Raw genomic sequence first — 13,343 nt, forward strand, 5'->3', positions numbered from 1 at the left:
GGCCCCCCGGGAACGGCAGGAGTGCCGCCTCCGTACCGGGACGACACCGCACCGGCACGTGGCCCTGCGGCGTACTCGGCCGGCACCGCCTCGGCACCGGAGGCATGGGCGTACCGGGCCGACGCCGCGTCGCCACCGGGCCCCGCGGCCCACCCGGCCGGCATCGTGTCGGCGGCGGGCGACGCGGCGTGTCGGGCTGACGCCGTGCCGGTTCGAGGGTGGCCGGTGAACCTGGTCGGCGCCGGGCCGGCACCGGGCCCAGCGGCCCGCCCGGTAGGCCCCGCGTCGGTGCCGGGCCCCGCGGCAGACGCGGGCGGCGCCGCGTCGAGCTCCCGGTGACCGGTGCATCCGGGCGGCGCCGCGTCGGCCCCCCGGTGATCGGTGGGCCCGGGCGGTGGTGAATCGTTCCGGGAAGTCGGTGACGGGAGGGTTCCGTACCGCGGGGGGACGCGGGACGCGGCGGCGTGTCCGGTGAGGCCGCCGCAGGCCACGGTCGCGAGGGGAGTGCGGGCGCCGCGCGGAGCGCCGCCCGGCCACGGTCCGTCCTGTCGGGCCGGGCCGTCGGGACCCGTCCAGGGGCCGCCGTCCGACGGCACGGCACCGGCCGCCCCGCCCTCCTCGGCCCCCGCGGAGGCCGTCGTACCGGCCGGCCCGGCACCACCGCGCGGCGTCGAGCCGACGCGCGCCACCGCCACCGTGCCCCGGCCCGGCGTGCTGTGCAGCCCGAAGTCGTCGGCGAGGCGCAGGCACGTACCGAGGCCCGCGCCGAGCGAACGGGTCGTGGAGAAGCCGTCGCGCACCGCAGCGGGCACGTCGTGGATGCCCGGGCCGTGGTCGATCGCGGCGATCTGCACCACGCGGGGCTCCTCGCCCCCGCCCCGCAGAACGGGCGGGTCCACGAGGTCGATCAGCACCTGCCCGCCCTCCGCGTGCTTGAGCAGATTCGTGGCCAGCTCGGTCGCGACCAGCGCGGCCGCGGCCGTACGGCGCTCGTCCAGCCCGGCCAGCGCGGCCGCCTGCTCGGCGGCCACGCGCGCGTCGCGCACGCGGGTCGAGTCGCGCACCGGGATGTCCCACACGCGGGGCATCAGGCCTCCTCACGGGGCCGTGGCGGCTGCGCCACCCAGCACGTCACCCGCACCGTCGTACCGGCGCCGGGCCTGCTGTCGATGTCGAAGTCGTGCACCAGGCGCCGGGCCCCGCTCAGCCCCATCCCCAGCCCGCCGCCGGAGGTGTAGCCGTCGCTGAGCGCCAGGTCGAGGTCGGCGATCCCCGGCCCTTCGTCGCGGAAGGACAGCCGCAGCCCCTGCGCGCCCCCGCAGCTGACGTGGGTCGCCTCCATCCGGCCGCCCCCGCCGTGCACGAGGGTGTTGCGGGCCAGCTCGCTGGCGGCGGTGACCAGCTTGGTCTGCTCCACCAGACCGAAGCCGAGCCGGGCAGCGGCCTGCCGTACGTGCTGGCGCACCCACACCAGGTCCATGTCGGACCGGATGGGCAGGCAGGCCTCGACGCCCGCGGCAGTGTGCATCACGGACTCTCCTGACGCGGGCCGCCGGCACCGGTCGCCGGCGGGTGCTGCGAGAGGAGCTGCATGCCCGCCTCCGTGCTGAGCGCCGTGCTCAGGCCCGGGAGCGTCAGGCCCAGCTCCACCAGGGTGATGGCGACCGCCGGGCGCATGCCCGCCACGACGGTCCGGGCCGCCAGCAGCTTGGCCTGCGCGGCGATCTCGGCCAGCACCCGGCCCAGGAAGGAGTCGACGATCTCCACGCCGGAGATGTCGATGAGGACTCCGCGCACCCCGGTGCGGGAGATGGTCTCCGCGAGATCCTGCTGGAGCTGCTGCGCCGTGCTGTCGTGCAGGTCCCCCTGGAGCGTGACCAGCAGGACGTCCCCGAGCCGGAGTACCGGCACCTGGCCCGGGACGGGACGGGAACGGGCGTCGCTCACCGCTGACCCGCACCCGGGTTCACGATGTCCGCGCCGAGCTGGTGCAGCGCGTAGCCCAGCGCGTCCGAGAGGCTCGCGCGGGTGAGGACGTCCAGGTCCAGTCCGAGGTGGACCATGGTCTGCGCGATGGCGGGCCGGATACCGGAGACGATGCACTCGGCACCCATCAGCCGCGCCGCCGCCACCGTCTTCATCAGATGCTGCGCCACCAGCGAGTCGACGGTCGGGACACCGGTGATGTCGAGGATCGCGAACCGGGCGTGCTGGTCGACGACGGCGTTCAGCAGTGTCTCCATCACCACCTGGCTGCGGGCGCTGTCGAGTGTCCCGATCAGCGGCACGGCCACGATGCCGTCCCACAGCCGGATGACCGGGGTGGCCACCTCCAGCAGCTGCATCCGCTGCCGGTCGCTGAGCGCCTGCCATTCGCTGAGCGCCGTCTGCATCGCCACCAGCCGCAGCGTGCCCATCAGCACCGTCAGCGCGGTCGAGCACGCCCGCAGGTGCTCGGGCGGCGCCTGCTCCAGATCGGCGGCCAGCATGTTCTCCACGGGCGGCCGCAGCGCGGCCAGTTCGCTGGAGACCTGGGTGTTGGACAGCCCGGCCCGGGAGCGGGCCGCGCCCATGCGGGCCAGCTGCTCGCGGACCCCGCTGAATCCCGCGGCGTCCGGGTCCTCCACCCGGTCCGAGTCGGCCACCTGGGCCAGTGCGTCGACGACGGCCTTGCCCGCCTCCACCGCCTCGTCGCGCGAGACGGTGAACACGGTGCGGAACAGGGGCTCGTCCGCCCACCGCTGGGCGATCTGTTCACGCCGCCGGTGCAGGAAGTCCCGCACCTCGTGCGTCGGCGTGGCGAGCTGTCCGTCCGCTTCGTGCTCCGGCACCTGGTTCTCTCCTCATCCGCGTTCGTCGACCGAGCCCGCTTCTGGCAACGAGAACGGCGATGTGACTCTTGCCGGGCGACAACTCTAACCATGCGCCGACCTCGTACGACACCGGATCCGGCACATGGGATCCGGTCCGGGTGACGGCGGCCGGGCACCGCCGTCACCGGCGTTGCGACGGGGTGAACCACCGTGCGGGCAGGGCGAAGCCGGGGCTCCGGCCGGCCGGTTCCCCCACCGGCGCCGGGCCCGGGCGCGCCCCGGTGTCGGGCGCCTTACGCCCCCGGCTCCTCGGGCACCACCGGTCCCGCGTCGACGCGGGCCAGGGCCTCCTCCACGCTCTCCGATATCGGCACCGTGATGCTCACGCCGGTCAGGTCGAGGATGCGCCGCACGGCCGGCGTGGGCTGGATGACGTGCACGCTGCCGGCGTCGCCCCGGGTCTCCTGGTACACCCGCAGGATGATGTTCATCCCGGACGAGTCCATGAACGGGACGGCCGAGAGATCGAGCAGGAAGTGCCGTCGGCCGTGGTGGAGCTGGTTGGCCAGATGGGCCTGGAACTCGGTCGCGGTGTCGACGTCCAGGTAGCCGGCGACCGTGATCAGGGCCACGTCCTCCCGGGGCAGTTCGACTTCCACGGACAGCGGGTTCTGGGCGAGGGGCACGGGTACCTCCAACAAGTGCTACGGCCTGGGCTGGGTCACCTCTGGGGATGACCGCGGTGCGGGGCGACGCCGGTCGTGTCGCGGGCTCGACTGCGCTTTCTCATGTGCCTCCCTTCGCTGCCGGGCTCCGTTTCCACCGCGCCCCCGCGGTTACCCCGGAAACCGCCCCCCATGCCCCCCGATGTGAAACCCGCCGGAATCACGTTCCCGCGCACCGGTACACGGGTACGCCGAATGCGCGTGCGGCAGGAGGGTAATTGCTGCTGTGGCGCAGGGGCGGGCGGCCATCCGTCCGCCGGATTTCGAGCGATCCGCACACCGTCAGGGAGGATGGAGCAGCGTGACCATCGACAGAATCTGGTCGTACGCACCGGACAGCGGTCACGTCGAGGGGCAGGACCTGACCGGTTTCACCGTCGCCGCGACCGACGGCACGATCGGGCACGTGGACCGGGAGGCCGCCCCGCACGGCCTGCGGCACCTGGTCGTCGACACCGGCGTGTGGGTGTTCGGCCGCAGCGTCCTGGTGCCGGCCGGGGTCGTCACCGGCGTCGACCCGCAGGCCCGAAAGGTCACACTGGCCTGCACCAGGGCGGATGCCAAGGCGGCTCCCCGTTTCCAGACCGACAGCGAGACACGGGACCAGCAGTACCTGCGGGCGGTGGGTGACTACTACGACCGGCTGCCCCCGCGCGAGACGACGTCGGTCTGAGCCGGCACGGGCGCACCGCGCCCGTGCCGCTCGCGGCCCGGTGGGGCCGGAGGGTTCACCAGGGCAGGAAGACGTGGACGTCCTTGCCCCGGTCGTCGGTCACCACGCTCACCTGGTCGCAGAGGGTGTGGATCAGGTGCCAGCCGATGCCGCCGCCACCGCTGCGCGGATCGAAGGGGCGGGGGGCCGGCTCGGTGGTGCTGGTGTCGTGCAGGACCACGTGCACGCCGTCGAAGGTGCGGCGCATCCGCAGTGCGAAAGGCCCCGGCGCGTACTGGACCGCGTTGGCGGCGAGTTCCGTCACCACCAGCAGGATGTCGTCCCAGTACTCGGGAGCGGAGGGCGGTGAGGAGCGTGCGAGGTCACGCAGGAACTCCTCCGCGGCCAGCCGCGCACCCGTCACGTCATGCGGCTCGCCCACGAAGCTGTTCGTGCGGCTCGGGATCTCCTCGGAGGTCAGGGCGTCGTCCCCACGCGGCTCGGTTGACATATCGCCTTTCCGGCCCGGGCGTCAGCTAGGGCTGTCGTCAGGGCTGTCGTCCTTTCTCTTGCGTCGCCACTGTTGCGTGTTCCCGAGCGGGCGAGGCCTACGCGTCCGGCCGCGCGCTCAACGGAACACACTGTCGGAATCGTCCCCGTATGTCGCTGCCTCCGGGGTGCTCGGCCGCCCGGGACGCCTGCGGGAGGCGTACATCGCGTCGATCTCACCGGCGCAGTGCCGCACGATCTCGTCCCGGCGCAGCTTCATCGACGGGGTCAGCAGCCCGTTGCTCACGTCGAACGGCTCCGGCAGCACCCGGAAGACCCGGATCGACTCCGAGGGTGACACGGCGCTGTTGGCCGCGGCCACGGCCCGGGCGACCTCCTCCCGCAGCGCGTTCTCCTCCCTGGCCTCCCGCATCTCGCCCTGCAGGGCCAGCGCGGCCCGCCAGTGCGCGAGGAACTCGGGGTCCAGCGTGATCAGGGCGCCCACGCAGGGACGGTTGTCGCCCACGACCACCGCCTGGTGGATGAGCGGGTGCATCCGCAGCCGCTGCTCCAGCGCGGCCGGGGCGACGCTCTTGCCGCTGCTGGTGATGATGATGTCCTTCTTGCGGCCCGTGATCGTCAGATAGCCCTCCGAGTCGAGCCGCCCGAGGTCCCCGGTGGCCAGCCAGCCCCCGCGCAGCGCGGCCCGGGTGGCCGCCTCGTCGCCGACGTAGCCCTGGAAGACCGACGGTCCCCGCACCAGGATCTCGCCGTCCTCGGCGACCCGGATCTCCATGCCCGGCAGCGCCTGCCCGACGGTCCCGGACTTCTCCCGGCCCAGCGGCTGCATCGTCACCCCGCCGGAGGTCTCGGTCAGCCCGTACCCGTCGTGCACGTAGATTCCGATGCCCTCGTAGAACAGCGACAGCTCCCGGCTGAGGGGCGAGCCGCCGGACGTCGCCCGCTGCACCCGTCCGCCGAGCGCGGCCCGCAGTCGGCGGTAGACCGTGCGCTCGTACAGGGCGTGCTGCAGCCGCAGGTCGAGACCCGGCCCGCGGCCCCGGCCCAGCCGCTGGCGCTCCAGGGCGGCGGCGAAGTCCCGGGCGGTCCCGGCGGCCCGCGAGAAGAGCGCGCCGTGACCTGCCTGCTGCGCGGTGCGCAGGAAGTTCTTGTAGATCTTCTCGAAGACCGACGGGACCGCGTAGAAGTACGTGGGGCGGAAGGAGCGCAGCGCCGCCGACAGCGCCTCGCCGCCGAGATCCGCCTGGTGTCCCATGAGCAGCCCGCCGCGCACGCACAGCCCCTGGATCATCAGGCCGTACACATGGGAGAAGGGCAGGAACGCCAGCACCGAGCCCTGCTCGCCGCGCGGCGCGGCCGTGTGCCCCCAGCCCGCCAGCAGCGTGTCGCAGGTGACGGCCAGGTTCCGGTGGCTCAGGGCGCAGCCCATGGCGTGGCCGGTCGTGCCCGAGGTGTAGGCGATGACGGCCGTGGAGTCCGGCAGCACGATCCGGCGCATCGAGTCGACCGTGGTGATCGGCACGTCCTGGCCGCGCACCGCCAGCTCCTCCAGCGCGCCCGCGTCCAGCTGCCACACGTGCCCCAGCGCCGGCAGCGACGCGCACACCGAGCCGACGGTCATGACGCCCTGCTCGTCCTCGACCACCACGGCCACGCAGCCGGAGTCCCGCAGGATCCACTCGACCTGGTCGCGCGAGGAGGTCGGGTAGATGGGCACGACCTCGGCTCCCACGGCCCACAGCGCGTAGCACAGGACCGTCCACTCGTAGCGGGTGCGGGCCATGACGGCCACCCGGTGGCCCGGCGCGATGCCGGCGGCGATCAGGCCCTTGGCCACGTCCACCACCTGGTCGCGCAGCTCGATCGCCGTGACCTCCTCCCAGACGGCGGAGGCCGGATCGGCACGGCGGGCGAGCACCGGCCGGGTGGGTTCCCGGTCCGCCGTCTCGAACACGCTGTCGGCGAGCCCGCCGGTCAGGGGCGAGACGGCCGGTGGAGCGAGGGCGAGGTCGCGCATGCACTGCTCCTGACAGGTACGGGTGTGACGCTGCCGACGGGAACCGTCATCGGCGGTGCTCGAATGTAGTCGAGTCGGGACCCTTCGGGGTCGGGAAATACGGAAGTGGGTCCGCTGATGATCCCGGCGTGATCGGGGGACCCGGGGGACATGAGTCACTACAGTCCGGATCCCGAGCCCGAGCGCAGCACCGGTCTGGAGCCCGGCGGCGGTGTGCCGCCGGGCGAGACCCCGCCCGCGGAGAGCAGCATGCCCGAGGCGCTGCCGCGCGAGACCCACAACCCGCCCAAGGGCTGGGCCAAGGCACCGATGGCCGCGATCATCGTCATCTCGGTGCTGATCGCGGCCTTCTTCCTGGCCTACGCCCTCATCCTGATCCTCTGAGGAGGCGACGGCCCCCGGGACGCCTCAGCCCTGCGTGTGGCGCACGCACTCGGTGACGACGTCCCGCAGGCTTCCCGTGCGCTCCATCAGCTCGCGCTGCACCCGCGCCCCGTTGCCGTCGCGCAGCAGTTCCTCGCACGCCACCCGGGCCCGCTCCAGGTCACCCGTGCCGTCGAGGGCTTCCTCGACGTGCTCCAGCAGGGCCCGCACCACGGACTCGGCGGGCATACGGCGCATGGTCGCCGGGTGCAGCAGCTCGCCCGTCAGTCCGGAGCGGGCGGCCTGCCAGTCGGCCAGCCGCAGCAGGCTGACGCTGTGGTCGGCCGGCTCCCGGCCCTCGCGCCACTCGCGCGCGGCCGTCTCGACCAGGCCGCGCACCAGCGTGGCGATCAGGACGGCCGTCGAGGAGTGCAGGCAGACGTCGGCGACCCGCAGCTCCACCGTCGGGTAGCGCGGGGACACCCGCGCGTCGAAGTAGATCATCCCCTCGTCGAGTAGGGCCCCCGTGGCCACCATGTCCGCGATCAGACGGTGGTACCGCTCGGCCGAGCCGAAGATCTCGGTCGGGCCGGCCGACGGCCAGCGCAGCCAGACCCGGCTGCGATAACTGCTGTAGCCCGTGTCCTTGCCCTGCCAGAACGGCGAGTTGGCGCTGAGCGCCCTCAGCACCGGCAGCCACGGCCGCAGCCGGTCGACGACGGCGACCCCCTCCTCGTCCGACTCCACCGCAACGTGTACATGACAGCCCAGGACCAGTTGTTCGCGGGTGGCGATCCCGTACTGGTCCTCCATCCACTGGTACCGCCGGTTCAGCCCGACGGCCGGGCTGACCGGCAGCGGCGAGGTGGCGAGCGCCGCCACCGTGCAGCCGATCTCCCCGGCGTGCCGGGCCGCCTCCTTGCGGCAGCGGACGATCTCCGCGTGCAGGGCCTCCATCGACGACTGCGGATGCGTCGCGAACTCCAGCATCTGGTCGTGGAGTTCCTTCTCGAACACGTCCTGATCCGCGTCGTCCTGAGCGGCCCGGGCAAGGACCGCCGCGGACAGCGCCCGCGGCTCCCCGGTCTCCGGATCGACCAGGAGGAGCTCCTCCTCCACTCCGACGGTGCGCACCTGATGCCCGCCCTTCCAAGACTCCGAAGCGTCGACCACCGGGTTTTCCCGGGGTAGACCCCCAGTGCCCCTCACAGGCCGGTCGGACACCTGGTGCGCGCGGCGGACTTCACCCCGTGAAGGGCGTGAGCCACACCGTCGCCAGCGGAGGAAGGGTGATCCGGACCAGGCCGTCCTGCGGCTTGACCGCGTCCGGGTTGGTCACGCCGCTGCCGCCGTAGCGCGCGTCGTCGGTGTTGAGGATCTCCTGCCAGGCGACGACGTCCCCCGGCACCCACAGGCCGTAGTCCTGCCGCACGACGGGGGAGAAGTTCGACACCGCAAGCAGCGGACGGCCCTCGGCGTCGTGGCGCAGGAACGCGTAGACGTTGTCGTCGGCCGAGTCCACCGCCACCCACCGGAAGCCCTCCGGCCGGGTGTCGCACTCCCACAGCGCGGGCGTCGCCAGGTACACCGCGTTCAGGTCGCGGACCAGATCGCGCACGCCCCGGTGGTCACCCGCCGAGTGGTAGCCCTGGTCGAGCAGCCACCACTCCGGCCCGTGCTCCACCGACCACTCGGCCCCCTGCGCGAACTCCTGCCCCATGAACAGCAGCTGCTTGCCGGGGTGGCCCCACATGAAGCCGAGATAGGCCCGCAGGTTCGCCCGCCGCTGCCACCAGTCGCCCGGCATCTTCGTCACCAGCGACTGCTTGCCGTGCACGACCTCGTCGTGGGAGATCGGCAGGACGTAGTTCTCGCTGTAGGCGTACACCATCGAGAACGTCATCTCGTGGTGGTGGTACTTGCGGTGCACCGGCTCGTGGGAGATGTACTCCAGCGAATCGTGCATCCACCCCATGTTCCACTTCAGGCCGAAGCCGAGCCCGCCGGTGTCGGTGGGCCGGGTCACCCCGCCCCAGGCGGTGGACTCCTCGGCGATGGTGACCACGCCGGGGGCGCGCCGGTACACCGTCGCGTTCATCTCCTGCAGGAACGCCATGGCCGCCAGGTCCTCCCGGCCGCCGTGCACGTTGGGCTCCCACTGGCCGTCCTCGCGCGAGTAGTCGAGGTAGAGCATCGAGGCGACCGCGTCCACGCGCAGCCCGTCGATGTGGAACTCCTCGCACCAGTACACGGCGTTCGCGACCAGGAAGTTGCGCACCTCGGTCCGGCCGAAGTCGAACTCGTAGGTACCCCAGTCGGGGTGCTCCGCGCGCCGGTCGTCGCCCGGCTCGTAGAGCGGCTCCCCGTCGAACCGGGCCAGCGCCCAGTCGTCCTTCGGGAAGTGGGCCGGCACCCAGTCCATGATCACGCCGAGGCCCGCCCGGTGGCAGGCGTCGACGAAGAACCGGAAGTCGTCGGGCGTGCCCAGGCGGGCCGTCGGCGCGTAGAAGCCGGTGACCTGGTAGCCCCAGGAGCCGTGGAAGGGGTGCTCGGCGACCGGCATCAGCTCGACGTGCGTGAAGCCCAGGTCCTTGACGTACTTCGGGAGTTCCTCGGCGAGTTCCCGGTAGGTCAGCCCCGGCCGCCAGGACGCCAGGTGCACCTCGTACACCGAGAACGGCGCCTCGTGCACCGGCCGGTCCGCGCGGTGCGCCATCCACTCGGCGTCGTTCCACTCGTAGTGCGACGCCGTCACGATGGACGCGGTGTTGGGCGGCTCCTCGGTGCGCCGGGCCATCGGGTCGGCCTTGAGGAAGCGCTGCCCGTACCGGGAATGGATCTCGAACTTGTACGCGGTGCCCTCGCCGACGCCCGGCAGGAACAGCTCCCACACCCCGGACGCGCCCAGCGAGCGCATCGGGAACTGCGTCCCGTCCCAGTGGGTGAAGTCCGTGGCCACCCGCACGCCCTGCGCGTTCGGCGCCCACACAGTGAACCGCGTGCCGGCCACGCCCTCGTGGGTCATGGGCTGCGCGCCGAGCGCCTGCCACAGCTGCTCGTGCCGGCCCTCGCGGATCAGGTGCAGGTCGAGCTCGCCGAGCGCGGGCAGGAAGCGGTACGGGTCGTGCGTCTCCTGCTCGCCCTCCTCGTAGACGACGTGCAGGGTGTACGCGGGGATCTCCGTCAGCGGCAGCACGCCCGAGAAGAGGCCGTCGCCCTCCGAGACCAGGGCCGTGCGCCGCCCGTCGGCCACCACGCTCACCGCGCGGGCGAAGGGGCGCAGGGCCCGGAACACCACCCCGCCCGGGACGGGGTGGGCACCCAGCAGCGCGTGCGGGTCGTGGTGGGCGCCCGCCAGCAGGCGCCCGCGGTCCTCCGGGCTCAGGGCGGGCGCGACCGGGGTCGGGACCGGGCCGGACGGCTCCGGGATTGAGGTGTCTCGCAGGGCCACGGCTCAGTCTCCTCTCACGGCGAGGCGCTCGATCGCCGCCATCGGTACAGGCAGCCAGTCGGGGCGGTGCCGTGCCTCGTACAGCACCTCGTACACGGCCCGGTCCGTCTCGTAGGCCCGGAGCAGTCCGTGTTTCTTGCGGGGGTCCCAGCCGGCGCGGGCGGCATAGCCCGCGCAGTAGGCCTCGCGGCAGCGCCGCGCCCACTCCGGGCGCCAGGGGCGGCGCTGCCGGGCGGCGTAGTCGAAGGAGCGCAGCATCCCGGCGATGTCCCGCACGGGGGAGTGGGCGCTGCGCCGTTCGGAGAGCGGCCGGGACGGCTCGCCCTCGAAGTCGATGACGAACCAGTCGCGTCCGGCCCGCAGTACCTGGCCGAGGTGCAGGTCGCCGTGGATGCGCTGGGCGGGCGGCCCGGCGTCGCAGCCGGTCAGCGCCGCGAACGCGGTCCGCAGACCCGGCACGTACGGCTGCAGCGCGGGCACGCAGTGCGCGGCGGCGTCCAGCCGCTCCACCATGGCCGACGCCGTGCGCCGGTTCTCGCCGGGGGCGCCGACCGGGAAGGCCGAGGCCAGCGCGAGGTGCACCTCCGCGGTGGCCGCGCCCAGCGCCCGCGCCTGGACGGTGAAGTCGTCCCCGGCGGCCAGCGCGTGCAGCGCCAGCGTCCAGCCGTCGGAGGCGTCCCGCAGGTACGGCTGGAGCACGCCGAGGGTGGCCTGGAACGGGTGCTTGGTGCGGAACCAGGCCACCGGCGCCGGGACGCGGTGACAACCCTGCCGGGCCAGCGCCCCCGGCACCTCCAGGTCCGGGTTGACGCCCGGCTGGATGCGGCGGAAGACCTTCAGGATGTACTCGTCGCCGTAGACCAGCGAGGAGTTGGACTGCTCCGCGTCCAGCAGGCGCGGCACCAGCCCGGCGGGTACCTGCTGGTCGGGGTCGCACTCGAAGCGCAGGGGGCCCGCGGTGCCCGGGTGCCGCAGCCGGTCCAGGAGCAGCTGGGCCGACCGCGGGTCGTGCAGCGCGTCGTAGACGGTCTTGCCGGCCAGTGGCCCGTCCTGCACCTGCCCGATGAGCGCCCGGCCGAGCCGGGGCGAGGGGTTATCCCGTACGCCGAGCAGCAACTGGTAGCAGTCGCCCGCCGGGGGAGTCCCGCCCGGGGAGGGCACGCCCGTGTGGCCCGCGTGACCGGCGTGGACGAGCAGGTGCAGACAGCCCGGGAAGAGCTCGGTCATCGACAGCAGGCCGAGCTCCGTGACGGGCCGGTCCTTGCCGGCGAACCAGCGCTGGCGCGGCAGCCAGTCGCGCAGGAGCCCGCCGAGCGACTCCATGGGCTCGGCCAGGCGCGTGAGGGTCGGGCGGAGGGATGCGGTCTTCGGCATGGTCACGCCTCCTTTCGTCGGCGCATGCTCACAGTCGCCGGCCGATGCGGGATGCGACTCGCGTGAGCCGGAACCAGTAGAAGCCGTGGCCCCCGAGGGTCAGCAGATAGGGAAGTTCACCGATGGCGGGGAAGCGGACCCCGCCGAACAGTTCCACCGGATGGCGTCCGGCGAACTCGCGCAGGTCGAGCTCGGTCGGCTGGGCGAACCGCGCGAAGTTGTTCACGCAGAGCACCAGGTCGTCCTCGTACTCCCGCAGGAAGGCGAGCACCGCGGGGTTGGAGGACGGCAGTTCGGTGTAGGAGCCGAGTCCGAAGGCCGGGTTCTGCTTGCGGATCTCGATCATGCGGCGGGTCCAGTGCAGCAGCGACGACGGCGAGGACATCGACGCCTCGACGTTGGTCACCTGGTGCCCGTAGACCGGGTCCATGATCGCCGGCAGGAAGAGGCGGCCCGGGTCGCAGGTGGAGAAGCCCGCGTTGCGGTCGGGGGTCCACTGCATCGGCGTGCGCACCGCGTCCCGGTCGCCGAGCCAGATGTTGTCGCCCATGCCGATCTCGTCGCCGTAGTACAGGATCGGCGAGCCCGGCAGGGCCAGCAGCAGCGCGGTGAACAGCTCGATCGTGTGCCGGTCGTTGTCCAGCAGGGGAGCCAGGCGCCTGCGGATGCCGATGTTGGCGCGCATCCGCGGGTCCTTGGCGTACTCGGCCCACATGTAGTCGCGCTCTTCGTCGGTGACCATCTCCAGGGTCAGCTCGTCGTGATTGCGCAGGAACATGCCCCACTGGCAGCCCGAGGGGATGGCCGGGGTCTTGGCCAGGATCTCGGAGACCGGGTAGCGCGACTCGCGGCGCACGGCCATGAAGATGCGCGGCATGACCGGGAAGTGGAACGCCATGTGGCACTCGTCGCCGCCGGTGGCGTAGTCGCCGAAGTAGTCGACGACGTCCTCGGGCCACTGGTTGGCCTCCGCCAGCAGCACCGTGTCGGGGTACTGCGCGTCGATCTCGCGGCGCACCCGCTTGAGGAAGGCGTGCGTGGCGGGCAGGTTCTCGCAGTTGGTGTCCTCGGCGGCGTAGAGGTACGGCACCGCGTCCAGCCGGAAGCCGTCGATGCCCAGGTCCAGCCAGAACTTCAGCGCGGCCAGGATCTCCTCCTGGACGCGCGGGTTCTCGTAGTTGAGGTCGGGCTGGTGCGAGAAGAAGCGGTGGAAGAAGTACTGGCCGCGCACCGGGTCGAACGTCCAGTTCGACGTCTCGGTGTCGACGAAGATGATGCGCGCGTCCGGGTAGCCCTTGTCGTCGTCGGCCCACATGTAGTAGTCGCCGTAGGGCCCGTCGGGGTCCTTGCGCGACTCCTGGAACCAGGGGTGCTGGTCGCTGGTGTGGTTCATGACGAAGTCGATGATCACGCGCATGCCGCGCTGGTGGGCGGCGTC

The 13,343-nt window shown here is 72.6% G+C and carries 12 protein-coding genes and 1 pseudogene; 2 read left to right on the plus strand and 11 right to left on the minus strand.

Going from position 1 to position 13,343, the window contains the following annotated elements; all coding sequences use genetic code 11:
• Positions 1-749: 749 nt before the first annotated feature.
• The 5 genes and pseudogenes from ACIGAQ_RS27270 to ACIGAQ_RS27290 all read right to left on the minus strand — a co-directional run.
• Positions 750-1,088: pseudogene (locus ACIGAQ_RS27270) on the minus strand (ATP-binding protein); the annotation flags it as partial.
• On the minus strand, positions 1,088-1,528 hold the full coding sequence (locus ACIGAQ_RS27275) for an anti-sigma regulatory factor (RefSeq protein WP_311678864.1): 441 nt from the start codon (positions 1,526-1,528) through the stop codon (positions 1,088-1,090). The pseudogene ACIGAQ_RS27270 and the gene ACIGAQ_RS27275, both read right to left, overlap by 1 nt.
• Positions 1,528-1,947, minus strand: coding sequence for an STAS domain-containing protein (locus ACIGAQ_RS27280; protein WP_399787104.1), 420 nt, complete (start codon positions 1,945-1,947; stop codon positions 1,528-1,530). The genes ACIGAQ_RS27275 and ACIGAQ_RS27280 overlap by 1 nt, the downstream gene beginning before the upstream one ends.
• A complete protein-coding gene (locus ACIGAQ_RS27285) occupies positions 1,944-2,831 on the minus strand; it encodes an STAS domain-containing protein (protein ID WP_311678861.1) in 888 nt (295 codons plus the stop codon). Before ACIGAQ_RS27285 ends, ACIGAQ_RS27280 begins: the two co-directional genes overlap by 4 nt.
• A gap of 275 nt (positions 2,832-3,106) precedes the next feature.
• Positions 3,107-3,499 (minus strand): STAS domain-containing protein, encoded by a 393-nt coding sequence (locus ACIGAQ_RS27290; protein WP_311678859.1) that lies wholly within the window; start codon positions 3,497-3,499, stop codon positions 3,107-3,109.
• A gap of 340 nt (positions 3,500-3,839) precedes the next feature.
• Between ACIGAQ_RS27290 and ACIGAQ_RS27295 the strand changes: the two genes are divergently transcribed.
• The gene (locus tag ACIGAQ_RS27295; RefSeq protein WP_362287170.1) at positions 3,840-4,211 is read left to right on the plus strand and encodes a PRC-barrel domain containing protein; all 372 of its coding nucleotides are present in this window, start codon (positions 3,840-3,842) and stop codon (positions 4,209-4,211) included.
• A 55-nt stretch (positions 4,212-4,266) separates the two neighbouring features.
• On the opposite strand, the gene ACIGAQ_RS27300 is transcribed toward ACIGAQ_RS27295, so the two are convergent.
• Both ACIGAQ_RS27300 and ACIGAQ_RS27305 read right to left on the minus strand, forming a co-directional pair.
• Positions 4,267-4,701: an ATP-binding protein gene (locus ACIGAQ_RS27300; RefSeq protein ID WP_031118746.1), complete on the minus strand. Its 435-nt coding sequence runs from the start codon at positions 4,699-4,701 to the stop codon at positions 4,267-4,269.
• Between the two features lie 117 nt (positions 4,702-4,818).
• Positions 4,819-6,717, minus strand: a complete 1,899-nt coding sequence (locus ACIGAQ_RS27305; RefSeq protein ID WP_362287167.1) for an AMP-dependent synthetase/ligase — start codon at positions 6,715-6,717, stop codon at positions 4,819-4,821.
• 150 nt (positions 6,718-6,867) lie between these two features.
• On the opposite strand from ACIGAQ_RS27305, the gene ACIGAQ_RS27310 reads away from it, so the two are divergent.
• The gene (locus ACIGAQ_RS27310; RefSeq protein WP_311678854.1) at positions 6,868-7,101 is read left to right on the plus strand and encodes a DUF6480 family protein; all 234 of its coding nucleotides are present in this window, start codon (positions 6,868-6,870) and stop codon (positions 7,099-7,101) included.
• 24 nt (positions 7,102-7,125) lie between these two features.
• On the opposite strand, the gene ACIGAQ_RS27315 is transcribed toward ACIGAQ_RS27310, so the two are convergent.
• From ACIGAQ_RS27315 to treS, 4 genes are all read right to left on the minus strand, one after another.
• Entirely contained in the window at positions 7,126-8,214 is a 1,089-nt protein-coding gene (locus ACIGAQ_RS27315) for a glutamate--cysteine ligase (RefSeq protein WP_399787110.1), read from the minus strand.
• 109 nt (positions 8,215-8,323) lie between these two features.
• A complete protein-coding gene (gene glgB, locus ACIGAQ_RS27320) occupies positions 8,324-10,531 on the minus strand; it encodes a 1,4-alpha-glucan branching protein GlgB (protein WP_399787113.1) in 2,208 nt (735 codons plus the stop codon).
• 3 nt (positions 10,532-10,534) lie between these two features.
• Entirely contained in the window at positions 10,535-11,905 is a 1,371-nt protein-coding gene (locus ACIGAQ_RS27325; RefSeq protein ID WP_399787116.1) for a maltokinase, read from the minus strand.
• A 28-nt stretch (positions 11,906-11,933) separates the two neighbouring features.
• Positions 11,934-13,343 (minus strand): maltose alpha-D-glucosyltransferase (gene treS, locus ACIGAQ_RS27330; RefSeq protein ID WP_399787119.1); only part of this gene is annotated, 1,410 nt, incomplete at its 5' end.

The organism is Streptomyces sp. NPDC085932 (genome assembly GCF_044540525.1).
Classification (GTDB): Bacteria; Actinomycetota; Actinomycetes; order Streptomycetales; family Streptomycetaceae; genus Streptomyces; species Streptomyces levis.

Coding starts and splice junctions, on each gene's coding strand:
- ACIGAQ_RS27325 (WP_399787116.1), bottom strand. CDS start 11,905: ATGCCGAAGACCGCATCCCTCCGCCCGACCCTCACGCGCCTGGCCGAG.
- ACIGAQ_RS27310 (WP_311678854.1), top strand. CDS start 6,868: ATGAGTCACTACAGTCCGGATCCCGAGCCCGAGCGCAGCACCGGTCTG.
- ACIGAQ_RS27305 (WP_362287167.1), bottom strand. CDS start 6,717: ATGCGCGACCTCGCCCTCGCTCCACCGGCCGTCTCGCCCCTGACCGGC.
- ACIGAQ_RS27300 (WP_031118746.1), bottom strand. CDS start 4,701: ATGTCAACCGAGCCGCGTGGGGACGACGCCCTGACCTCCGAGGAGATC.
- ACIGAQ_RS27275 (WP_311678864.1), bottom strand. CDS start 1,528: ATGCACACTGCCGCGGGCGTCGAGGCCTGCCTGCCCATCCGGTCCGAC.